Genomic DNA, 22,695 nt, shown 5'->3' with positions numbered 1-22,695 from the left:
TCATGGCCTCCGCGGCTCGTAGGGTGCGCGACCGTTGCCGGTGGCGGGCCGGGTGTCGTACGGGTTGCGCTGCCGGTCGTGTGGCAGCGGCAGGCGGTGCACCAGCTCGGAGACGATCGCGTCGGTGGTGCGTCGGGCGAGCTGCGCGTCGGCGGTCGGGATGATCCGGTGGGCGAGCACCGGCACCGCCAGGGCCTGCAGGTCGTCGGGGAGGACGTAGTCGCGGCCCTCCAGGGCGGCGACCGCCCGGGCGGTGCGCAGCAGTTGCAGGGTCGCCCGGGGGGACGCGCCGAGCCGCAGGTCGGGGGCCTCGCGGGTGGCGGTGACCAGGTCGATCGCGTACTGCTTGACCGCGTCCGCCACGTGCACCTGCCGGACGGTGGCGATCAGCTGCCGGACGATGGCCGCGTCGGAGACCGCGCGCAGCTCGTGCAGCGGGTCGGTGGCACCGTGCCCGTCGAGCATGGCCAGCTCGGCGTTGGAGTCCGGATAACCCATCGCGATGCGGGCGGTGAACCGGTCGCGCTGCGCCTCCGGCAGCGGGTAGGTCCCCTCCATCTCGATCGGGTTCTGGGTGGCGATCACCATGAACGGGGTCTGGAGCTGGTACGTCACCCCGTCGACGGTGACCTGCCGCTCCTCCATGCACTCCAGCAACGCCGACTGGGTCTTCGGCGAGGCCCGGTTAATCTCGTCGCCGACCACCAGGTTGGCGAACACGGCACCCGGACGGAACTCGAAGTCGTGCGTCTCCTGGTTGTAGACGCTGACCCCGGTGACGTCGCTGGGCAGCAGGTCGGGGGTGAACTGGATCCGTCGCACGGTGCAGTCGATGGACCGTGCGAGGGCCTTGGCGAGCTTGGTCTTGCCGACGCCCGGGACGTCTTCGATCAGGAGGTGACCCTCGGCGAGCAGGACGGCCAGGGCGAGCCGCACGGTGGCGGTCTTACCCTCGATGACCTGCTCGATGTTGGCCACGATGGCCTCACTGGCGGCGCGGAACTCGTCGTGCGGCAACAGGCCGCCCACCTCGTCCCAGGTCTGTTGTGTCACGGGCCTCCTCCTCGTCGCCGTCACGGCAGCTCTGTATAGAGCACCTGGACCCGCCGTTGGGTTCGCGACGTCGAGCCTCGTTTGCCGCAGGAATCTCACTGGTCTCTCAGGCTAACCATGTTTGTCGTTATCGCCGACCCCCGCAGGTAGTCCGCCGCTTACGCACCGATATTCGCCAGCTCGGGGGAACGGGGTCGGCCCCCGCCCGGGGGCCGGCAGGACGAACCGTGGAAGAGGTACACTGCGGGACATGGCCGGAGTCTTCCTGCTTCTTACCGGGCCGTGCTGATGCGCTGAACGCAGCGACAGCACGGCGGCCCCTCCTGTGCGAGGGGCTTTTTTGTGCCCGCCGCCGGCCCGGCCCGGTGGTGCCGAGACGAAGCGAAGCGAAGCGAGGAGAGACGATGAGTGAGGCAGCCGCACCGGCGGGGGACATTCCCCCGTTCCGGTACACCGCGGCCCTGGCCGACGAGATCGAGATTCGTTGGCAGGACATCTGGGCGCGCGAGGGCACCTTCCACGCACCGAACCCCACCGGCCCGCTGGCCGACCCGACCCACCCGCGCGCCGGCGCGGAGAAGCTGTACGTGCTGGACATGTTCCCGTACCCGTCCGGTGCCGGCCTGCACGTCGGCCACCCGCTGGGCTACATCGGCACCGACTGCTACGCCCGCTACCAGCGGATGGCCGGCCGCAACGTGCTGCACGCGATGGGCTTCGACGCGTTCGGCCTGCCCGCCGAGCAGTACGCGGTGCAGACCGGCACTCACCCCCGGACCACCACCGTCGCGAACATCGAGCGGTACAAGGCGCAGCTGCGCCGGCTGGGGCTGGCGCACGACGAGCGCCGCTCGGTGGCCACCATCGACACCGACTTCTACCGTTGGACCCAGTGGATCTTCCTGCAGATCTTCAACTCCTGGTACGACCGCGACGCCGGCCGGGCCCGCCCGATCGCTGAGCTGATCGCCGAGTTCGAGGGCGGTAACCGACCCACCCCGGACGGCCGCGCCTGGGCCGAGCTGAGCGTCGCCGAGCGCCGCCAGGTCGTCGACGACCACCGCCTGGCGTACGTCTCGCAGGCGCCGGTGAACTGGTGCCCGGGGCTGGGCACCGTGCTGGCCAACGAGGAGGTCACCGCCGACGGCCGTTCCGAGCGGGGCAACTTCCCGGTCTTCAAGCGCAACCTGAAGCAGTGGATGATGCGGATCACCGCGTACGGTGACCGGCTGCTGGACGACCTGGACAGCCTGGACTGGCCCGAGCCGATCAAGCTGATGCAGCGCAACTGGATCGGCCGCTCCATCGGCGCCCACATCGACTTCCCCACCACGGCGACGCCGGTGCGGGTGTTCACGACCCGCCCGGACACCGTCTTCGGCGCCACCTACATGGTGCTGGCGCCCGAGCACGAGCTGGTCGACACGCTGGCGCCGGGCAGCTGGCCGGAGGGCACGAGGGACGCCTGGACCGGCGGTCACGCCGGCCCCCGGGAGGCCGTCGAGGCGTACCGCAAGGCCGCCGCCGCCAAGACCGACGTCGAGCGGCAGTCCGACAGCAAGGAGAAGACCGGCGTCTTCATCGGCGCGTACGCCACCAACCCGGTCACCGGCGGGCAGATCCCGATCTTCATCGCCGACTACGTGCTGGCCGGCTACGGCACCGGCGCGATCATGGCGGTGCCGGCGCAGGACGAGCGGGACTGGGCGTTCGCCGAGGTCTTCGAGCTGCCCATCGTCCGCACCGTGCAGCCGGCGGAGGGCTTCGACGGCAAGGCGTACACCGGGGACGGCCCGGCGATCAACAGCGCCGCGCCCGAGCGCGGCCTGGACCTGAACGGCCTGGGGGTCGCCGACGCCAAGGCGGCGATCATCGCCTGGCTGGAGGCGAACGGGCACGGCACCGGCGCGGTGACCTACCGGCTGCGCGACTGGCTGTTTTCTCGGCAGCGTTACTGGGGTGAGCCGTTCCCGATCGTCTACGACGAGACCGGCGCTGCCATCGCCCTGCCAGAGGAGATGCTGCCCGTCGAGCTGCCGGAGGTGGATGACTTCTCCCCGAAGACGTTCGACGCCGATGACGCGAACAGCAACCCGGAGACCCCGCTGTCGCGGCGGCGCGACTGGGTCGAGGTCGAACTGGACCTGGGCGACGGGCCGAAGCGCTACACCCGGGAAACCAACGTGATGCCGCAGTGGGCCGGCTCCTGCTGGTACGAGCTGCGCTACCTGGACCCGACGAACAGCGAGCGGTTCGTCGACGCGGAGAACGAGCGGTACTGGATGGGCCCGCGCGGCGACGGTGACTGCGGGGGCACCGACCTGTACGTCGGTGGCGCCGAGCACGCCGTGCTGCACCTGCTGTACGCGCGGTTCTGGCACAAGGTGCTGTTCGACCTGGGGCACGTGTCGTCGTTCGAGCCGTTCCGCAAGCTGTTCAACCAGGGCATGATCCAGGCGTACGCGTACACCGACTCGCGCGGCAGCTACGTGCAGGCCGAGGAGGTCATGGAGCGCGACGGCGCCTACTACCTGGGCGACCTGGCGGTCAACCGCGAGTACGGCAAGATGGGCAAGTCGCTGAAGAACGTGGTGACCCCCGACGACATGTGCGCCGCCTACGGCGCTGACACCTTCCGGGTGTACGAGATGTCGATGGGCCCGCTGGAGGTTTCCCGCCCCTGGGAGACCCGGGCGGTGGTCGGCTCGTACCGGTTCCTGCAGCGGGTGTGGCGGGCCGTCGTCGACGAGCAGACCGGCGCCCTGCGGATCACCGAGGACCCGGCCGACGAGGCGACCCGCCGGCTGCTGCACAAGGTGATCGACGGGGTCCGTGGCGACATGGACAACATCCGGTTCAACACCGCGATCGCCAAGCTGATCGAGCTGACCAACGGGCTGACCCGACTGTCGGCCACGCCCCGCGAGGTGGCCGAGCCGCTGGTGCTGATGGTGGCGCCGTTCGCGCCGCACGTGGCCGAGGAGCTGTGGCGCAAGCTGGGCCACGACACCTCGCTGACGTACGCGGACTTCCCGACCGCCGACCCGGCGTTGCTGGTTGCCGACACGGTCACCTACCCGGTGCAGATCAACGGCAAGGTCCGTGGTCGCATCGAGGTCCCCGCCGACGCCTCCGAGGAGGTCGTCCGCGCGGCGGCGCTGGACGCGGTGGCGGCGACCCTGGACGGCAAGGAACCGCGCAAGGTCATCGTGGTCAAGGGTCGGATGGTCTCGGTCGTCGCCTGACAACCTGTCGATCAAGGGGCAGGTCGGCGGACGGTCCGGGCGAGAGCCACGCACACCGACGGCCACGGAGACGGACACCGCGTTGAGCGTTATGACTCAGGGGCATATTTATACCTCTGAGTCATAACGCTTTCCGGCGCATCCGCCGCCGGTCGCGGCCCGCGGGCTCGACCAGCCGGCCGACTCTGCGCCGCGGGTCAGACCGGCATGGCGCGACGGCGGCGGCGTTCCGCGCGCCACCACTTGTGAATGAGGACCAGGCTGGCGATCAGGCCGAGGCTGGCCGGGGCGGCGGCGTACCAGTTGATGTGGCCGGGGGAGCTGACCGCCGCACCGATCGCCGCGTAGCCGAAGGCGGTCGGCGCGGACGCGATCACGCTGCCGGCCAGGAACGGCAGCACCCGGGCGCCGGTCGTGCCGTAGCCGTAGCTGACCAGCCCGAAGCCGGCGATCGGCAGGAGCCGGACGGTGACCACACCGAGCACGCTCTGCCGGGCGAACCAGCCGTCGAGGCGGGCCAACCGACCGCGGACCCGTTCGGCTACGAACTCCCGACCGAGCAACCGGCCGACCGTGAACCCGATCGCCGCGGCCACCAGCGCGGCGCACAGGGCGTACGCGGCACCCTCCAGGGGGCCGAAGATCGCGCCAGCGGCGAGCGTGATGAAGGTCCGGGGCACCAGCGCGACGAGGAGCAGCGCGCCCCCGAGGATCGCCGCCACCGGGGCGAGGTCGCCCAGCCGGTCGGCGACCAGCGGCAGCTGCGCCGGATCCGGCCGGGGCACCAGGAGCAGCAGTAACCCGCACCCGCCGATCAGCAGCACCAGCAGGGCGAACCGGGCGGCCGACGGCTGCCGGAGCAGCCGCCGGACGGCACGGATCATGCCCGGGCGGCGACCACCGCGGAGCGGCGCTCGTTGCGAAGCCGGTCCGACCAGGTGTCGTCCAACGGCGGGAGCTGGTGTGCCCCGGTGGCCCAGCGCAGCAGCAGGTCGGCCAGGGCCGGGTTGCGAGCCAGCGCCGGCCCGTGGGAGTAGGTGCCCAGCAGCTTGCCGCGCCACGCGCCCTCGGTGGCGCCGTCGTTGCCCACCCCGGCGGTGACCCGGGCCAGCGGGGAGACCTCGGGACCGAGGTGGGTACGGCCGCCGTGGTTCTCGAAACCGGTGAGTGGGGGCAGGCCCAGCCGGGGGTCGATCTCCCCGGCCAGCTCGCCCACGGCCCGGCTCTCGCCCCGGTCGGATTTCAGGTCGAGCAGCTCCAGCCCGCGGCACTGCACGCCCTTGGCGAAGAACGAGGTGCCGAGCAGTTGGTAGCCGGCGCAGACGCCGAACACGACCGAGCCCTGGGCGACCGCCCGGTGCAGGCCGCCGTCGGCGAGCAGGCGCTGGGCGCCGAGCGCCTGCGGGCCGTCCTCGCCGCCGCCGACCAGGTAGATGTCGGCGGTCGCTGGCAGCCGCTCGTCGGAGCGGACCTCCAGCACCTCGACCGGCATTCCGCGCTGACGGGCCCGACGGGCGAGGATCAGGGCGTTGCCCCGGTCTCCGTAGGTGGAGAGCAGGTCGGGGTAGATCCAGACGATGCGCAGGCTCTCAGATGACACGGTCCAACTCCGCTCGGATGTCCTGGAACGCGGTGTAGTTCGCGATGACCTCCAGCCGCCCGGGCGGGACCGACCGGAGCGCGTCGTCGAACGTGCGGACGTGCTGGAACGGCACGTCGTTGACGTCCAGCCGAACCGCCAGGTCGTATGCCCGGTCGCCGGTGATCAGCACCTGCCGGCCACGGAGCGGGGCGAAGTCGACGTCGTAGAGCCAGGAGGTGTCCAGACCGTCGGGGTCGCGCGCGTTGATGGAGAGCAGGGTCGGCGCGTTGTCGGCCATGTCGAACGCCTCCAGCCAACTGGCCGGGTTCTTGGCCAGCAGCAGCCGGATGTTGCGCCCGTCCTTGTCGACCTGCGCGTAACGGCCGGCCACCGAGGTGACGATGCCGAGGCGGGACACCGCGTCGACCGGGCGGACGCCGAACTCGGCGGCCACCGCCAGCGCGGTCGCCGCGTTGCCGAGGTTGACCTTGCCGGGCAGCTGGAGGGAGACCTTGTGCCAGGCGCCGGTGGGGTCGAGCACGCCCTCGTCCTCGACGACCCAGTGCGGCTCCGGTCGGCGCAGCGGGCAGCCGGTGCACCACCACTGCTCCCCGGAGCGCTGGATCGTGGAGCCGCACTCCGGGCAGACCCAGGAGTCGTCGTGCCAGCGCTGGCCGGCACTGAACCACGTCACGTGCGGCGGGTTGATGCCCCGGGCGGGGTCGCCCGGCGGGGTGGCGGCCCACACCACGAGCGGGTCGTCGGCGTTGGCGACCACCCGGACGTCGGTGTGCCGGACCAGCGCCGCGCGCCAGAGCTGCGCCATCATGGCGACCTCCTTGGCGCGGTCGAGCTGGTCGCGGGAGAGGTTCAGCAGCGCGACCACGTGCGGCTCGGTGGCCTCCAGCACCTGTGCCAGGTAGTGCTCGTCGACCTCCAGCACTGCGTACGGGGTGCTGCCGGCCTTGGCCAGCGCGGAGGTGTGCCCGCTGGGCATGTTGGCGCCGAACGAGTTGGTGGCGACCCGGCCGAGCACGCCGACCGCTGCGGAGGTCAACCGGGTCGTGGTGGTCTTGCCGTTGGTGCCGGAGACGAGCGCGATCGCGCGCCCGGCCGACAGGTGGGCCAGCAGGTCCGGGTCGATCTTCAGGCCGATCCACCCGCCGATCACCGAACCGTCGCCACGGCCGGCCGCCCGGGAAAGCGCCGCGGCGGTCCGTGACACGGAGCTGGCCACCTTGGCCCGTAGGGGCATTTTCGCGTCCGTCACGCGAGCGAGGTTACCGGACCGCCGGCCCCACCAGATCGCCGCCGACGGTGAACCGTTCGGCCGTGGTGGTTGCGCGGGCGGCCGGGTCGGCGTCCCCCGGACGGAGTCGATCTATGTCGGAAAGCGGACCACGCCGAGGGGTGGTCGGTGCCCTCCACTCCGCTCCACCCCGTGTGACGTGCGGTTTTGCCCCCGCGCCAGGCGCGCCACGCGGGCGAATTTGGTTGCGGGTGGAGGGAAGTGGAGTAGAGTGGGGACCAATGGTGAGGCCGGGAGGGCTCACCGGCCCGGGGGGTCAGCGGCGCCGCGAACGCCGCTCAGGGGCGAGGGGGTTGGGCCGATGTTTCTCGGCACCCACACTCCGCGCCTGGACGAAAAGGGCCGGTTGATCCTTCCGGCCAAGTTCCGGGATGAGCTGGCGGGGGGTGTCGTGGTCACCAAAGGGCAGGAGCGCTGCCTCTACGTCTTCCCGACCCCTGAGTTCCAGCGGATCGCGGAGCAGTTGCGCGCACAGCCGATGACCCACAAGGCGGCCCGGGCCTACAGCCGGGTCTTCTTTGCCAGCGCACACGACGAGGTTCCGGACAAGCAGGGTCGGGTGACCATTCCGGCCCACCTGCGGGCCTACGCCGCGTTGGACCGCGAGTTGGTGGTCATCGGCGCGAGCACGCGGGTGGAGATCTGGGACAAGGTCGCCTGGGAGACCTACCTCGCCGAGAGCGAAGACGACTTCGCCGACATCGAGGAGGGGGTGCTGCCAGGCGGTCTGTAGGGCGGTAACGGCGCCCGACGTACTGCGAGATCTCCAGCCGCTTTCGAGTTCCTGGCATCACTTCCCCGGTGCCAGGCGCACGATCCAGTCATTGGGCGACGGCCCGGTGTCAGGCGGGAGCGGATGGGGATCTGGCGGTACGACGGCAGCGCCGTCCGACGACAGGCGCACGAGAAGAACGGACGTTTCAACCAGTGGGGGTCATCATGGGGGAGTTGCGCGGCACGCACGTGCCGGTGCTGCTCGAGCGGTGTCTCGAGCTGCTGGCCCCCGCGCTGGGTCGAGGCGGCCGGACGGTCCACGTCGACGCGACGCTCGGCCTGGCCGGGCACGCGGAGGCGGTGCTGGAGGCGCATCCGGAGACGGTCCTGATCGGGCTCGACCGGGACACCGAGGCGCTCGCCCACGCGCGGGTCCGACTGGCCCGGTTCGCCGATCGGGTGCACCTGGAGCACGCCGTCTACGACGAGTTGCCCGACGTGCTGGACCGGCTGGGCTATCCGGCCATCGACGGCATCCTGTTCGACCTGGGTGTCTCGTCGTTGCAGTTGGACGCACCCGACCGCGGGTTCGCGTACGCCCAGGATGCTCCGCTGGACATGCGGATGGACCAGACCCGGGGGGTGACCGCCGAAGAGGTGGTCAACACGTACGCGCATCCGGACCTGGCCCGGGTGCTGCGGGTCTACGGCGAGGAGAAGTTCGCCGGTCGGATCGCCTCGGCGATCATCCGGCAGCGGGAGCGGGCCCGGATCACCTCGTCCGCGCTTCTGGCGGAGCTGGTTCGGGACTCCATCCCGGCACCAGCCCGACGAACGGGTGGGCACCCGGCAAAGAGAACGTTTCAGGCTTTGCGGATCGAGGTAAACAAAGAGCTGGCAGCGCTGGAGACAGCGTTGCCATCCGCGCTAGACGCACTGACCGTGGGCGGTCGCATGGTGGTCCTGTCCTACCACTCGCTGGAGGACAGGCTCACCAAGGCGGCCCTCACGGATCGGGTCCGCAGTAAGGGCCCGATCGACCTCCCGGTCGAGCTTCCCGGGTCCGGTCCGACGTTCCGGCTGCTCAGCCGGGGCGCCGAACTGCCCGGGGAGGCGGAGGTCGCCGCGAACCCGCGGGCCGCCTCGGTGCGGCTGCGGGCCGCGGAGCGACTCGACCCGAACGCGACAGAGCAAGGGCGGACCGACCGCGAACGGTCTCGCCGACGGGTGAAGGGAATGCACCAACCGGGCACTGGGTCCGCCTGATCCGTGGGGGGTCAGGGGCACCGAGGACGGCTAGAGGGACGGATGTTGAGGGGGAGGGACATGAGCATTGACAAGCGCGACCGCCGGGACGTCACCGGCGGCGGGCAGCGCGCACCGCGGTCGGGGGGCCGGACCGCGGCGGAGCGGGCTCCGCGCCTCGGAAACGGTACGCCACGCATCGATCGAGTGAACCGGCAGGGGGAGACTCGCGCCCGGGGGGCGCGCGAGTTCCCGACCCAGGGCACCGCCGCGCTGCGGCCGGTCGAGAAGGCCGCCAGTGCCACCACCGCCCGCCCGCCGCGGCTGCGGGTGGCGCCGCCGCCGCCGATCTCGGTGCCGCGTGCGCCGTTCGCGGCCCTGATCGTGGTGCTGGTGGTCGGTGGGGTGCTGGGCATCCTGGCGGTCAACACCAAGATCAATGAGAACGCGTTCCGGCTCGAGCGGTTGCAGCAGCAGCAGACTCGACTGGACCTGGAGAAGCAGCAACTGGACAAGCAGATCGCCGAGTTCAAGGCGCCGGGCAACCTGACCGCCGAGGCGCGGCGGCTGGGCCTGGTGGACGCGGGCGAGCCGGGCTACATCCGGCTGCCGGACGGCAAGACCATCGGCGTGCCGCAGCCGGCGACCGGCCAGCCGTCGGTGACCAGCCAGGGTGCGGGAGGCTGACCGGTGCCACCAAGGTCGGACGAGCCGCGCCGGGACCCTACGGGGTCCCGGCGCGGTTCTGCACGTGACGCCAGGTCCGGTGACGGCGAGCCACGCACCGGCGAGCCGGGCATCGGGGGCATCTCCGGCGCTCGGGCGTACACCCCGAGGGGTCGGACGGTCCGCGAGGAGCGCGCCACGCCAGCGCGCGGCCAGGGTGCCGAGCAGCGGCGTACCCCGCGCAGCACCCGCTCCGGTGACCCGTTCCGGCCGGCCTTGCAGGTGCTCGACGGCGGCCGGGCCGCCGCCCGGGCCGGCCGGCGCGACGCTCCGGCCGCCGGACGCGGTGGGGTGGTGCGCACCGTCGCGCCGCGTACCCCCCGCGGCGCGGGTGGGGACGAGCCGCCGCCGCGTCGCCGGACCACGCCCCGCGCGCCACGTCGCGCCGACCGACCGGCCCGGCGGCCGATCCGCAAGCCACGGCGCCCGCCGAAGCTTGCCGACTCACGGCTGCGGCTGCGGTTGGGCACCGTGCTCGCGCTGACCCTGTTCGCCGTCATCGGGATCCGGCTGATCTTCCTCCAGGCGGTCGACGCGCCGGCGTACGCCGGGGGCGGCGTCACCGACCGCACCCGCACGGTCGAGCTGCCGGCGCCGCGCGGCGCGATCTACGACAGCACGGGCGCGCCGCTGGCCCGCAGCGTCGAGGCGCGGTACGTGTACGCCGACCCGACCGAGGTCAAGGACCGGGCTGGCACCGCGAAGGCGCTCTCCCCGCTGCTCGGCATCCCGGTGTCGAAGCTCATGGAGTTGATGAAGCCGCGCAAGCTGGAGAACGGCATCGACTCCACGTTCGCCTACCTGGCCCGGGGAGTGGAGATTCCGACCGCCAAGCGGGTGCAGGCGCTGGAGCTACCCGGCATCGGGGTGCACCGCGACGAGCGCCGTGAGGTGCCCGGCGGTGACCTGGCGGCCAACCTGATCGGCTTCACCAGCCAGGACATGAACGGGTTGGAAGGGCTGGAGGCCCGCTACGACGACGTGCTCGCCGGTCAGGACGGCAAGCGGGTCTACGAGGCCGGCCTCGGTGACCTCGCCGCGCCGATCCCCGGCGGCTACAGCCGGACCACGCTCGCGAAGCCGGGCAGCTCACTCGCCCTCACCATCAACGGCGACCTGCAGTTCCGGACGCAGCAGATCCTCAGCGCGGGCATGGCCCAGGCGCCGGGTGGCACCGGCGCGGCGGTGATCATCGAGATTCCCACCGGCGCGGTGCTGGCCCAGGCCAGCAACCCCACCTACAACGCGGCGAAGCCGACGCCCAGCGACCCGGTCGCCCGGGAGGACGCCGCGACCAGCTTCGTGGTCGACCCCGGCTCGGTGCACAAGGCGATCACCTACGGCGCGGCGTTGCAGGAGGGGGTGATCACCCCGGACACTGCGCTGCCCATCGCCAACAGCATCAAGATGGGAGACACCTGGTTCTCCGACACGCATCCGGCCGACGGCAAGCGGATGAGCATCCCGGGAATGCTCGCCTACTCGTCGAACGTCGGCACCATCACCATCGCCGACCGGCTCGGCCGGGACCGGCTGATCGACTACCAGAAGCGGTTCGGGCTGGGCAAGCCCACCGGTGAGGGGATGCCCGGGGAGGCCAGCGGGCGACTGCTGCCGGCCGACGAGTGGAGCGGGTCGTCGTACGGGTCGGTGCCGATCGGGCACAGCGTCGACGCCACCCCGTTGCAGATGGCCGCCGCGTACGCCGCCATCGCCAACAACGGCACGTACGTGCAGCCGCACCTGGTCAAGGAGGTGATCGGCCCGGACGGCAAGCGCACCCCCGCGCCGGCCCCGGTGACCCGGTCGGTGCTCAGCCCGCAGAACGCGGCGGCGCTGCGCACCATGCTGGAGGCGGTCACCACCGTCGACCGCGCCACCGGTCTGGCCGCCGCGGTCCCTGGTTACCGGGTCGCCGGCAAGACCGGCACCGGGTGGCGGCTGGTGAACGGCAAGAAGCAGCCCGGTGAGGTGTCCTCGTTCATCGGGATGGCCCCCGCCGAGAACCCCCGATACGTGATCGCCGTCTTCGCGTACGCGCCCAACGGTGGGGGTGCGGCGATCGCCGCGCCGGCGTTCCGGGACATGATGCAGTTCACTCTGCGCCACTACCGGGTGCCGCCGTCCACCGGGGGATCCGCGCCCAAGTTCGTGGTCTATCCGCGCTGAGCAGCGATGGCGGGACATCATCGGTGAGTGCCGACGAACCACCGGGGCGGCTGTGCGGCCGGAACCGGACGACCGGGTAGGGTCTGACGCCGTGCCCGGCAATCCACGTCCACGTACCGTGACCGGAGTCCGGCTCGGTGATCTCGCCGTCCGGCTCGCCGTCGACCTTCCGGCGGACGCCGACACGGTGGTCGTCACCGGGGTCACCCACGCCAGCCAGGAGGTTCGCCCCGGCGACCTCTACGCGGCGCTGCCCGGTGCCCGTCGGCACGGCGCGGAGTTCGCCGCCGGCGCCGCCGAGGCGGGTGCGGTGGCCCTGCTGACCGACCCGGCCGGTGCGGAGCTGGCGGCGGCGACCGGGCTGCCCGCCCTTGTGGTGCCCGACCCGCGCGCCGTGCTCGGCGAGCTGGCCTCGGCCGTGTACGGCGATCCCACCGCCGAGCTCACAGTGATCGGGGTGACCGGCACCGCCGGCAAGACGTCCACCGCGTACCTGATCGAGTCGGGGCTGCGGGCCGCCGGGCACACCACCGGCCTGGTCGGCACGGTGGAGACCCGGCTCGGTGACCTGGTGATCGACAGCGTCCGCACCACCCCCGAGGCGACCGACCTGCACGCCATGCTGGCCACCGCCCGCGAGCGTGGGGTCACCGCCGTGGTGATGGAGGTCTCCAGCCACGCACTCGCCATGGGCCGGGTGGGCGGTGTGCGGTTCGCCGTCGGGGGCTACACCAACTTCGGCTCCGACCACCTGGACTTCCACGCCGACAGCGACGACTACTTCGCGGCGAAGGCCCAGCTCTTCGACGGGCGCTGCGCGGTCGAGGTGCTCAACCACGACGACCCGGCGTTGAAGCCGCTGCTCAAGCCGGCCACTGTCACCTACTCGGCGGTCGGCGACCAGGGCGCGACCTGGTGGGCCGACGGTGTGAGCGGCGAGGGGTACGCCCAGCGGTTCACCGCGCACGGCCCGAACGGCGTGGCAGTGTCCGCCGGCGTCGCGCTGCCCGGCCGGCACAACGTGGCCAACGCGCTGCTGGCCATCGCCGCACTGGTCGGCGCCGGGGTGGACCCGGTGACCGCAGCGGCAGGTGTGGCCTCCTGCGGTGGCGTCCCGGGCCGGCTGGAGCTGGTCGACGTGGCCGCGCCGGTGCGCGGGGTGGTCGACTACGCGCACAAGTCGGACGCGATCGTGGCCGCGCTGGCCGCGCTGCGGGAGTTGAGCGCCGGCCGACTGATCTGTGTGATCGGCGCCGGTGGGGACCGGGATCGGGGCAAGCGGCCGGTGATGGGCGCCGCCGCCGCGGAGGGAGCCGACGTGGTGCTGGTGACCGACGACAACCCGCGCACGGAGGACCCGGGGGAGATCCGCGCCGAGGTGCTCGCCGGGGCGTACCGGGCCGGCACGGCCGCTCGGATCGTCGAGGTGGCGGGCCGCCGCGCCGCGATCGACGAGGCGGTGCGGCTGGCCGAGCCGGGCGACGTGATCGCGCTGCTCGGCAAGGGACACGAGCGCGGCCAGGAGGTGGCGGGCCAGGTGCTTCCGTTCGACGACAGCATCGAGTTGGCCGAGGCGCTGCGGGCCCGCTTCGGGGACCTGGCGGGCCAGCGGTGATCACGCTGAGCCTGGCCGAGGTGGCCGCGGCGGTCGACGGCCGGCTGGTGGCCGCCGACCCGGCCGCCACCGTCACCGGTTCGGTGGAGTTCGACTCGCGCAAGGTGGGTCCCGGTTCGCTCTTCGTGGCCTTCCCGGGGGAGAAGGTCGACGGGCACGACTACGCGGCGACGGCGATCCAGGCCGGCGCGGTGGCGGTGCTCGGCAGCCGGGAGGTGCCCGGCGTGCCGATGGTGCTTGTCGACGACGCCCTCACCGCGATGGGCCGGCTGGCCCGCGCCGCTGTGGACCGGCTGCCCGGGCTGACCGTGATCGGCGTGACCGGCTCGTCCGGCAAGACCACCACGAAAGACCTGATCGGTCAGCTCACCGCCCGACTCGGGGCCACTGTGGCGCCCCCCGGCTCGTTCAACAACGAGTTGGGGCACCCGTACACTGCCCTGCAGGCTGACCCGGACACCCGCTACCTGGTGATGGAGAAGGGTGCGCGCGGGGTCGGGCACGTGCGGTACCTGTGCGAGCTGGTGCCGCCCCGGATCTCCGTGGTGCTCAACGTCGGCACCTCGCACATCGGCGAGTTCGGCTCGCAGGACATCATCGCCCTGGCCAAGGGTGAGCTGGTCGAGGCGCTGCCGCCGGACGGGCTGGCCGTGCTGAACGCCGACGACCCCCGGGTGGACGCGATGGCGAGCCGCACGCGGGCCCGGGTGGTCCGCTACGGCGAGGCGCCGGACGCCGACGTGCGCGCCGAGGACGTCACGCTGGACGAGCGGGGGCACCCGTCGTACACCCTGGTCACCCCGGAGGGTCGCGCGCCGGTGCGGCTCCGGCTGGCCGGCCGCCACCAGGTCTGGAACACGCTCGCGGCGGCGGCGGTCGCCCGGGAGCTGGGCATGCCGCTGGCCGAGCTGGCCACGGCCCTCGGCGAGCTGGGGTTGGTCTCGACCCGACGGATGGACGTCTTCGACCGCCCCGACGGGGTGACCGTGATCGACGACTCGTACAACGCCAACCCGGCCTCGATGGCGGTAGCGGTACGGGCGCTGGCGAGCATGGGCCAGGGGCGGCGTACCGTCGCGGTGCTTGGTTACATGGCCGAGCTGGGCCCGTTCGAGTACGACGGCCACGCCGAGGTCGGCCAACTCGCGGCCGAGCTGGGTGTCGACCGGCTGCTCGTGGTGGGTGAGCCGGCCGCGCCGATCCACGAAGGCGCGACAGCGGTAGCAAACTGGGGAGGAGAGTCGGTGCTGCTCACCGATCAGGCGGCGGCCGTCGAGGTGCTGCGGAGCGAGCTACGACCGGGCGACGTCGTCCTGGTCAAGGGCTCCCGGTACCGGACCTGGGAGGTGGCCGACGCCCTGCGCGCCGACGCCGGTGGGGAGTCGACCCGATGAGGGCGGTCATCGTCGCCATCGGGGTGGCCTTCCTCGTCTCGCTCTTCTGCACCCCGATCGCGATCAAGGTGTTCACCCGGCTGAAGGCCGGTCAGCCGATCCGGTCCGACGGCCCCGCCATGCACCAGGGCAAGAAGGGCACGCCCACGATGGGTGGCGTGGTCTTCATCCTGGCCACGGTGATCGCGTACGTGGCCGGGCACCTCGCCCTGACCACCCTGCCGGACCAGCAGATCGCCCAGGTGGAGCCGACCATCACCGCCCTGGTGCTGCTGGGGCTGATGGTCTTCTCCGGGGCTGTGGGTTTCCTCGACGACTTCCTCAAGGTGCGCAAGCGCAACAGCGCCGGGCTGAACAAGCGCGGCAAGTTGCTCGGGCAGATCCTGGTCGGTGCGGTCTTCGGGGTGATCGCGCTGTGGTTCCCGAGCACGATGACCAACGGTTCGGGCCTGGCGACCAACACCGAGACGGTGGGCAGCACCACGCTGAGCTTCATCCGGGACATCGACTTCCTGGAGGTCAGCAAGGTCGGCGCGGTGATCATCTTCATCTTCGTGGTGATGGCCGCGACGAACGGCGTCAACCTCACCGACGGCTTGGACGGCCTGGCCACCGGCGCGTCGGTGATGGTGCTCGCCGCGTACGCGCTCATCGCGTTCTGGCAGTACCGGCACTGGTGCGCCGACCCGAGCTACACCCAGCCGTACTGCTACGAGGTCCGCGACCCGTTGGAGATCGCGCTGATAGCCGGGGCGGCGGCCGGGGCCTGTGTGGGCTTCCTCTGGTGGAACACGTCCCCGGCACGGATCTTCATGGGCGACACCGGGGCGCTGGGGCTGGGCGGTCTGATCGCCGGCATGGCGATGTCCACCCGCACCATCCTGCTGCTGCCGATCATCGGCGGGCTCTTCGTGATCATCACGATGTCCGTGGTGATCCAGATCATCTCCTTCAAGACCACTGGTAAACGGGTGTTCCGGATGTCTCCGCTCCAGCACCACTTCGAGCTGGCCGGCTGGAGCGAGGTCAACATCGTGGTGCGCTTCTGGATCATCGCCGGTATCGGCGTGGCCATCGCCCTGGGCCTGTTCTACAGCGAGTTCCTCGCCAACATGACCTGATCCGCGGGGCCGACACGCCCGAGGGGGCGTTCTGGGGGTGTCGGGCGTGTTTAGCGGTGATGATGTCGGGGTGGGGGAGGACATCGGCACTGAGGGCAGGGCAGGCGGGCGGGCGCGGCGGTCGCCGGGCGCGGCGGGGCGTACCGCGGAGGCGGTGGCACCGACCGACGACGCGCGGGGGCCGGAACCGGGCGCGGCGGCGCGTGCGGCGGAACCGGCGGCTCCCGCGCCGCTGCGCGGTATCGACGCGGCCGGCGGGCTCGCCGCGCTGCGCGGCCTGCTGGACCGGCCGCTGACCTCCTACTATCTGCTGCTGTCCTGCGCCGGCCTGCTGTTGCTGATCGGGCTGACCATGGTCTTCTCGGCGACCAGCGTGAAGGACTACGCCGAGGACGGCAACGCCTCGGCCTCGGTGACCAAGCAGGCCATCTTCGCGGTGATCGGCATCGGCGCGTTCTGGGTCTGCCAGCGCCTGCCGGCCAGCACCTACCGGTCGCTGGGCCGGCCGCTGCTGTTCACCTCGGTCGCCCTGCTGGTGGTGCTCAACCTGCTGGTCGCCTACGCACGGCTGACCAACCAGGATTCAGGGCAGATCGGCCCGATCGAAGCCCGCCTGAACTGGCTGTTCATCGGCGGGATCCAGCTACAACCGTCCGAGCTGGCCAAGTTCGCGATGGTGCTCTGGGGTGCGCACCTCGTCGCCCGCAAGGGCGCCGCGCTGGGGTGGTGGCGTGAGCTGGCCACCCCGCTCTTCCCGGTGGTCGGCCTGCTCTTCGTCCTGGTCGGCTACAACGACACGGGCACGATGCTCTGTCTGCTGGCCCTGGTGGTCGGCCTGCTCTGGGCCGCCGGGGTGCGGATGCGGGTCTTCGGCGCCCTGGCCACGGCCGGTCTGATCGGGATCGGCCTGCTGGTCGGTGTGGCCTCGCTGGGCGCCGGCTCCGGAGAGCGCGGCGAGGACAACTACCGGCTCGCCCGGCTGGACATGTTCTTCAATCCACCGGACCCGGAGACCTGCAAACTCAACGACTGCCTCCAGTTCTACCAGGGGCGGCTGGCCATCGAGCACGGTGGCTGGTTCGGTGTCGGGCTGGGCAAGGGCAGCCTGAAGTGGGACTGGCTGCCCGAGGCGCACAACGACTTCATCTTCGCGATCATCGCCGAGGAGTTGGGCGTGATCGGGTGCGTCGTGGTGCTCACCCTGTTCGCGGTCATCGCGTACACCGGGTTCCGGATCGCCCGGCGGGTCGACGACCCGTTCCGTCGGCTCGCCGCCACCGCCGTGACCACCTGGCTGGTCAGCCAGGCTGTGATCAACATCGGTGGGGTGGTCGGGCTGCTGCCGATCACCGGCCTGCCGCTGCCGTTCATCTCCGACGGCGGAAGTGCGCTGGTGGTGACGTTGGCAGGCATCGGCATGCTGGCCTCCTTCGCCCGCGCCGAACCCGACGCGGCCAGAGCACTGCATGCCCGTCCGCCGGCCAGGTGGGTCCGACTACTCTGGGCCCCGTTGCCGCCGCTTCCCGGCCGGCGTCGCCGACCGGCGACGCCGCCCGCTGGCCGAGGGTCCGTGCCCCGGTCCCGCGAGCGGCGCCATGACGATCAGGCCGCGCCGCGCGGGGTCCGACAGGACCGCAGCCGCGGGGGCACGGCGAGCGAGAGGAGACGCTGATGGGTCCGCTGCGTTCGGTGGTGCTCGCGGGAGGTGGCACCGGGGGGCACGTCTACCCGCTGCTCGCCTTCGCCGACTGCCTGCGCCGACACGACCCGGGCGTCCGGATCACCTGCCTCGGCACACCCCGGGGGATGGAGAACGACCTGATCCCGCCGCAGGGCTACGACCTGCGACAGATCCCGGCGTACCAGCTGCCCCGGTCGGTCAACATGAACCTGGTCCGCACCCCGGGTCGGATGTGGACCGCGGCGCGCGCCGCGGGCAAGGTGATCGACGAGGTGCGCGCCGACGTGGTCGTCGGCTTCGGCGGGTACGTCGCGGTGCCGGCCTACCTGGCTGCCTGGCGTCGTGAGCTGCCCATGGTGATCCACGAGGTGAACGTGCCACCGGGCGTGGCCAACCGGCTGGGCATGAAGTTCACCAAGAACGTCGCCGTCGGCTTCCCGAATCAGCCGAGCCAGGCCGAGTCGCTGCGGGACGCGACAGTGGTCGGGGTGCCGCTGCGCCGCGCCATCACCGGTCTGGACCGGTACGCGCTGCGCAACGCCGCCCGCGCCCATTTCGGGCTCCGCCCGGACCTGCCGGTGCTCTTCGTGTCCGGCGGCTCGTCCGGCGCCCGTTCGATCAACCTGGCGGTCTCCGGAGCGGCCAAGGAGTTGGCCCGCAACGGCGTGCAGGTGCTGCACGTGATGGGCGCCCGCAACGAGCCGGTGCCGATCCCCACCGACCTGCCGGTGCCGTACGTGACGCTGCCGTACCTGTCGGAGATGGAGTTGGGCTACGCCGCCGCCGACCTGATGCTTGCCCGGGGCGGGGCGATGACAGTCGCCGAGGTGGCCGCGATCGGGCTGCCCACGATCTACGTGCCGTACCCGCACAGCAACCAGGAGCAGCGGCGCAACGCGCTGCCCGTGGTGGAGGCCGGCGGCGGGCTGCTGGTCGACGACGCGGAGCTCACCCCGGACTGGCTGGAGCGCACCGTCATCCCGCTCATCCGCGACCCGCAGCGGCTGTACACGATGGGAGCCGCCGCCGCTTCGTACGGTCGGCGCGACGGCGACGAGGCGCTGCGTTCCTTCGTGCTGGCGGCGGTGGCCCGATGACCGCGCAGTTCACCCCGGCCGGCACGGTCACCGCCGAGGACCTGGGCGCCGTCCACCTGATCGGCGTGGGCGGGGTGGGCATGCTCGGCGTGGCCCGGCTGCTGCTCACCCGCGGCATCCGCGTCTCCGGCAGCGACCTGCGGGAGTGGCCTTCGCTGGCGGGCCTGCGGGCGCTCGGCGGCACCATCCACCTCAGCCACGAGGTGACCAACCTCGACGGCGTGGACACCGTCGTCTACTCGTCGGCCATTCCCCAGGACCACCTGGAGCTGGTCGAGGCGCGTCGGCGCGGCCTGCGCGTCCTGCACCGCTCGGAGGCGCTCGCCGCGGCGATGACCGGCCGTCGAGCGGTGGCCGTCGCCGGCACGCACGGCAAGACCACCACCACCTCGATGGTGACGATGGTGCTCCAGCAGGCCGGTGTGGACCCGTCCTTCGTGATCGGTGGAGAGATCTCCGAGGTCGGCTCGGGCGCCCACCACGGCACCGGCGAGCACTTCGTGGTCGAGGCGGACGAGAGCGACCGTTCGTTCCTCATCTACCGCCCGTACGTCTCGATCATCACCAACGTCGAGGCGGACCACCTGAACACCTACGGCGACTACGCGACGCTGGAGGCGGCGTTCGTGGAGTTCGCCCGCCTCACCGACCCGGACGGGTTCATCATCACCTGCGCCGACGACCCGGGTGGTCAGCGGCTGGCCGAGAGCCTGCGGTCCGAGGGGCGGCGGGTCTTCACCTACGGCGAGGCGGCCGACGCCGACCTGCGGTTGACCGACATGGTCTCCTCCGCACGCGGGGTGCGCTACCTGGCCGCGATCGACGGCCGGTCGCTGGGCGAGTTCCGGCTGCCGGTGCCGGGACGGCACATGGGGCTGAACAGTGCCGCCGCGGTGCTGGCCGCGTACCTGCTGGAACTGCCGCTGGAGGCGGCGGAGGCCGCGCTGGCGGTCTTCCCCGGGGTGCGACGGCGCTTCGAGCGCAAGGGTGTCGCGGACGGCGTGCTGGTCTACGACGAGTACGCCTACCATCCGACCTCGATGAGGTTGGCGATGCAGACGCTTCGGGAGGTCGCCGGGGACGGTCGGCTGATCGTCGTCTTTCAGCCGTACCGGCTGTACCGCACCCGGGACAACCAGGCGGAGATCGCCGAGTCGCTGGCCATCGCCGACGAGGTGGTGCTGTTGGAGGTCTTCGGGCCGGGTGAGTTGCGTCAGCCCGGGGAGGGCTCGGCGGCGCTGATCGCGGCGGTGGATCTGCCCGCCGACCGCAAGGTCTTCGTGGAGTCGTGGGAGCAGGCCCCGGTCGAGGTGGCCCGTCGCGCGCGCTCGGGGGACGTGGTGGTCACCATGGGCGCCCCGCCGATCTCGCTGATGGGTGACGAGCTGCTGGCCGCCCTGGGTGAGCGTACGGACGGCTCGGCGCCGACCGCGGCCGTCGACCCGGTGGCCACCGCGCCGGCGATCGGTGACCCGGTGCCGGGTGGGGCCACGTCCGGCGGCGACGGCGCGGCTCTCGGTGGCACCGCCGTGCCTGGCGGCTCGGCGCCCACGGCCGGATGAGTCCCGGCCCGGCCCGAGGGCGGACCAGCGCGGCCGACGGCGGTGCCCCGCGTCGGGGTCCGGCCCGGCGGTGGCAGCTGGTCCGGGCGGGTCGCGACGCGGTACCGCCCTCGACCCGCCGGTTCATGGCCCGTGCCCGGCAGCGTCGGATGCGGGCGGCGTTGCCGTGGGCGGTGGCCGCCGGGGTGCTGGCCCTGGCCGGCATGGTCGCCTGGACGGTGCTCGGCACCGGGCTGTTCGGCGTGCGGGAGGTACGCGTGGAGGGTGCCGACCTGGTCACTCCGGTGCAGGTGCACGACGCGGTCGGGGTGCCGGACGGGGTGCCGCTGGCCCGGGTGGACCTGGCTGCCGCCGCCCGTCGGGTCGGCGCGCTGCCGGCGGTGGAGCGGGCCACTGTCTCCCGGGACTGGCCCGGCGCGCTGGTGGTGCGGGTGACCGAGCGGACCGCGGTGGCGGTGGTGCCCCAGGGTGAGGCGTTCGCCCTGGTCGACCGGAGCGGGGTGGCGTTCCGGACCGTGGAGCGACGCCCCGCCGACCTGCCGCAGGTGACGGTGGCCCGGCCGGCCGCCGACGACCCGGGCACCCGGGCCGCGCTGGAGGTGCTCGTCGCGTTGACGCCGCAGTTGCGCGCGGAGTTGGTGGACGTGAACGTGGAGGGGCTGGCCCGGATCAGCCTGCGGTTGCGGGGGGACCGGACGGTGGTCTGGGGCGACGCGACCCGGGGCACGGACAAGGCCCGGGTGGCCACCGCGCTGCTCGACCAGGACACCGACCGGATCGACGTGAGCGCGCCGGATGTGGTGACCTTCCGTTGACCGGTGAGCGTGCGGGGAGGTGACCCGTGGCGCTCCGCCCGGCGACACGCCGCCCGGGTCCTTGGCTCATCGCTTGGTGGCGCTTACGTTGCCTCGAAGAGCTTCAGTGGTTGACATAACTGTAAGCCTCTAGTAGAGGGTTAGGGTTTACCCCTGATCCTCGCTGGTGACAGCTGTCGTCGGCCGCTGGTCTGGCCACGCCGTACCCGGTCGGCCGAAGCCAATCTCGAAGGAAAGGACCGGAGATGACACCTCCGCACAACTATCTGGCGGTCATCAAGGTCGTCGGCATCGGGGGTGGCGGCGTCAACGCCGTCAACCGGATGATCGAGGTTGGGCTCAAGGGCGTCGAGTTCATCGCGATCAACACCGATGCGCAGGCGCTGCTGATGAGCGACGCCGACGTCAAGCTCGACGTCGGCCGGGAGCTGACCCGCGGCCTGGGGGCCGGGGCCAACCCAGACGTCGGGAAGAACGCCGCCGAGGACCACCGCGACGAGATCGAGGAGGTGCTCAAGGGCGCCGACATGGTCTTCGTGACCTGCGGTGAGGGCGGCGGCACCGGCACCGGCGGCGCGCCCGTGGTGGCCAACATCGCCCGCAAGCTCGGCGCGCTGACCATCGGCGTGGTGACCCGGCCGTTCTCCTTCGAGGGCAAGCGCCGCCAGGTGCAGGCCGAGACGGGCATAGACGAACTCCGTAACCAGTGCGACACGCTCATCGTCATCCCGAATGACCGGCTGCTGGCCCTGGGTGACCGCAACATCAGCATGATGGACGCGTTCCGCACGGCTGACCAGGTGCTGCTCTCGGGTGTGCAGGGCATCACCGACCTGATCACCACGCCGGGTCTGATCAACCTGGACTTCGCCGACGTCAAGAGCGTGATGAGCGGCGCCGGCAGCGCGTTGATGGGCATCGGCAGCGCCCGCGGCGAGAACCGCGCGGTCGAGGCGGCCGAGGCAGCCATCTCCAGCCCGCTGCTGGAGCAGAGCATGGACGGCGCGCGGGGCGTGCTGCTGTCCATCGCCGGTGGCTCCGACCTGGGCCTGTTCGAGATCAACGACGCCGCCCAGCTGGTCACCGACGCGGCCCACCCGGACGCCAACATCATCTTTGGCGCGGTCATCGACGACGCGCTCGGTGACGAGGTGCGGGTGACGGTCATCGCCGCGGGCTTCGACGGCGGCACGCCCGCGTACAAGGCGGCCGAGCCGACCCGCAAGACCAACACCAACCAGCCGGCACCGCAGAGCACTCCGGTGCCGGCCCCGGCCACCAACCCGGCTCCGGCCCAGTCGCCGCGCCGCGTGCTCTTCGACGACGTGGACGTTCCCGACTTTCTCAAGAACGGGTCCTGAGCACCG

General features: G+C 71.9%; 16 protein-coding genes and 1 pseudogene. 13 read left to right on the top strand and 4 right to left on the bottom strand.

Annotated elements, in window-relative coordinates; all coding sequences use genetic code 11:
• Positions 1-1,053, bottom strand: a complete 1,053-nt coding sequence (locus ABZU74_RS14685; RefSeq protein ID WP_030334536.1) for a MoxR family ATPase — start codon at positions 1,051-1,053, stop codon at positions 1-3.
• A gap of 404 nt (positions 1,054-1,457) precedes the next feature.
• On the opposite strand from ABZU74_RS14685, the gene leuS reads away from it, so the two are divergent.
• Positions 1,458-4,298 carry a leucine--tRNA ligase gene (gene leuS, locus ABZU74_RS14680; protein WP_355423073.1) on the top strand — a complete coding sequence of 947 codons (2,841 nt, stop codon included), beginning with the start codon at positions 1,458-1,460 and terminating at the stop codon, positions 4,296-4,298.
• Between the two features lie 197 nt (positions 4,299-4,495).
• On the opposite strand, the gene ABZU74_RS14675 is transcribed toward leuS, so the two are convergent.
• From ABZU74_RS14675 to ABZU74_RS14665, 3 genes are read right to left on the bottom strand one after another with little or no spacing between them, the layout of a single operon-like run.
• Positions 4,496-5,182: a VTT domain-containing protein gene (locus ABZU74_RS14675; protein WP_355423070.1), complete on the bottom strand. Its 687-nt coding sequence runs from the start codon at positions 5,180-5,182 to the stop codon at positions 4,496-4,498.
• Positions 5,179-5,898, bottom strand: coding sequence for a glutamine amidotransferase (locus tag ABZU74_RS14670; RefSeq protein ID WP_355423067.1), 720 nt, complete (start codon positions 5,896-5,898; stop codon positions 5,179-5,181). The genes ABZU74_RS14675 and ABZU74_RS14670 overlap by 4 nt, the downstream gene beginning before the upstream one ends.
• On the bottom strand, positions 5,888-7,135 hold the full coding sequence (locus tag ABZU74_RS14665; protein ID WP_355423350.1) for a MurT ligase domain-containing protein: 1,248 nt from the start codon (positions 7,133-7,135) through the stop codon (positions 5,888-5,890). The genes ABZU74_RS14670 and ABZU74_RS14665 overlap by 11 nt, the downstream gene beginning before the upstream one ends.
• A gap of 355 nt (positions 7,136-7,490) precedes the next feature.
• Here ABZU74_RS14665 and mraZ point away from each other — a divergent pair, with 355 nt between their 5' ends.
• From mraZ to ftsZ, 12 genes and pseudogenes are all read left to right on the top strand, one after another.
• Entirely contained in the window at positions 7,491-7,922 is a 432-nt protein-coding gene (gene mraZ / locus ABZU74_RS14660) for a division/cell wall cluster transcriptional repressor MraZ (RefSeq protein WP_030488958.1), read from the top strand.
• A 194-nt stretch (positions 7,923-8,116) separates the two neighbouring features.
• Positions 8,117-9,166, top strand: a pseudogene (rsmH, locus tag ABZU74_RS14655) (16S rRNA (cytosine(1402)-N(4))-methyltransferase RsmH); the annotation flags it as partial.
• Between the two features lie 63 nt (positions 9,167-9,229).
• Positions 9,230-9,835 (top strand): hypothetical protein, encoded by a 606-nt coding sequence (locus ABZU74_RS14650; RefSeq protein WP_355423064.1) that lies wholly within the window; start codon positions 9,230-9,232, stop codon positions 9,833-9,835.
• 3 nt (positions 9,836-9,838) lie between these two features.
• The gene (locus ABZU74_RS14645) at positions 9,839-12,043 is read left to right on the top strand and encodes a penicillin-binding protein 2 (RefSeq protein ID WP_355423061.1); all 2,205 of its coding nucleotides are present in this window, start codon (positions 9,839-9,841) and stop codon (positions 12,041-12,043) included.
• A gap of 52 nt (positions 12,044-12,095) precedes the next feature.
• Positions 12,096-13,658 carry a UDP-N-acetylmuramoyl-L-alanyl-D-glutamate--2,6-diaminopimelate ligase gene (locus ABZU74_RS14640; protein WP_355423058.1) on the top strand — a complete coding sequence of 521 codons (1,563 nt, stop codon included), beginning with the start codon at positions 12,096-12,098 and terminating at the stop codon, positions 13,656-13,658.
• Positions 13,655-15,052: a UDP-N-acetylmuramoyl-tripeptide--D-alanyl-D-alanine ligase gene (gene murF, locus ABZU74_RS14635; RefSeq protein WP_355423055.1), complete on the top strand. Its 1,398-nt coding sequence runs from the start codon at positions 13,655-13,657 to the stop codon at positions 15,050-15,052. Before ABZU74_RS14640 ends, murF begins: the two co-directional genes overlap by 4 nt.
• Positions 15,049-16,173 carry a phospho-N-acetylmuramoyl-pentapeptide-transferase gene (mraY, locus tag ABZU74_RS14630; protein WP_279518178.1) on the top strand — a complete coding sequence of 375 codons (1,125 nt, stop codon included), beginning with the start codon at positions 15,049-15,051 and terminating at the stop codon, positions 16,171-16,173. Before murF ends, mraY begins: the two co-directional genes overlap by 4 nt.
• Positions 16,174-16,405: 232 nt before the next feature.
• On the top strand, positions 16,406-17,845 hold the full coding sequence (locus ABZU74_RS14625) for a putative peptidoglycan glycosyltransferase FtsW (RefSeq protein WP_355423347.1): 1,440 nt from the start codon (positions 16,406-16,408) through the stop codon (positions 17,843-17,845).
• Positions 17,845-18,951: an undecaprenyldiphospho-muramoylpentapeptide beta-N-acetylglucosaminyltransferase gene (murG, locus tag ABZU74_RS14620; RefSeq protein ID WP_196918907.1), complete on the top strand. Its 1,107-nt coding sequence runs from the start codon at positions 17,845-17,847 to the stop codon at positions 18,949-18,951. Before ABZU74_RS14625 ends, murG begins: the two co-directional genes overlap by 1 nt.
• Complete coding sequence (murC, locus tag ABZU74_RS14615; RefSeq protein WP_355423050.1) at positions 18,948-20,513, top strand: UDP-N-acetylmuramate--L-alanine ligase; 1,566 nt, start codon at positions 18,948-18,950, stop codon at positions 20,511-20,513. The genes murG and murC overlap by 4 nt, the downstream gene beginning before the upstream one ends.
• Positions 20,510-21,328 (top strand): FtsQ-type POTRA domain-containing protein, encoded by an 819-nt coding sequence (locus ABZU74_RS14610; RefSeq protein ID WP_355423047.1) that lies wholly within the window; start codon positions 20,510-20,512, stop codon positions 21,326-21,328. The genes murC and ABZU74_RS14610 overlap by 4 nt, the downstream gene beginning before the upstream one ends.
• A 245-nt stretch (positions 21,329-21,573) precedes the next feature.
• Complete coding sequence (ftsZ, locus tag ABZU74_RS14605; protein ID WP_110564078.1) at positions 21,574-22,689, top strand: cell division protein FtsZ; 1,116 nt, start codon at positions 21,574-21,576, stop codon at positions 22,687-22,689.
• Positions 22,690-22,695 lie beyond the last annotated feature (6 nt).

The sequence above is a fragment of the Micromonospora sp. NPDC005171 genome (genome assembly GCF_040608575.1).
Classification (GTDB): domain Bacteria; phylum Actinomycetota; class Actinomycetes; order Mycobacteriales; family Micromonosporaceae; genus Micromonospora.
The sequence above is the reverse complement of the archived record's forward strand: the minus strand, read 5'-3'. Positions and strand labels throughout refer to the sequence as shown.

Bases quoted from the DNA above. Each gene is read 5' to 3' on its own strand.
- ABZU74_RS14610 (WP_355423047.1), top strand. From the start codon at position 20,510: ATGAGTCCCGGCCCGGCCCGAGGGCGGACCAGCGCGGCCGACGGCGGT.
- ABZU74_RS14650 (WP_355423064.1), top strand. From the start codon at position 9,230: ATGAGCATTGACAAGCGCGACCGCCGGGACGTCACCGGCGGCGGGCAG.
- ABZU74_RS14665 (WP_355423350.1), bottom strand. From the start codon at position 7,135: ATGCCCCTACGGGCCAAGGTGGCCAGCTCCGTGTCACGGACCGCCGCG.
- ftsZ (WP_110564078.1), top strand. From the start codon at position 21,574: ATGACACCTCCGCACAACTATCTGGCGGTCATCAAGGTCGTCGGCATC.
- mraY (WP_279518178.1), top strand. From the start codon at position 15,049: ATGAGGGCGGTCATCGTCGCCATCGGGGTGGCCTTCCTCGTCTCGCTC.
- leuS (WP_355423073.1), top strand. From the start codon at position 1,458: ATGAGTGAGGCAGCCGCACCGGCGGGGGACATTCCCCCGTTCCGGTAC.
- ABZU74_RS14675 (WP_355423070.1), bottom strand. From the start codon at position 5,182: ATGATCCGTGCCGTCCGGCGGCTGCTCCGGCAGCCGTCGGCCGCCCGG.
- murC (WP_355423050.1), top strand. From the start codon at position 18,948: ATGACCGCGCAGTTCACCCCGGCCGGCACGGTCACCGCCGAGGACCTG.
- murG (WP_196918907.1), top strand. From the start codon at position 17,845: ATGGGTCCGCTGCGTTCGGTGGTGCTCGCGGGAGGTGGCACCGGGGGG.
- mraZ (WP_030488958.1), top strand. From the start codon at position 7,491: ATGTTTCTCGGCACCCACACTCCGCGCCTGGACGAAAAGGGCCGGTTG.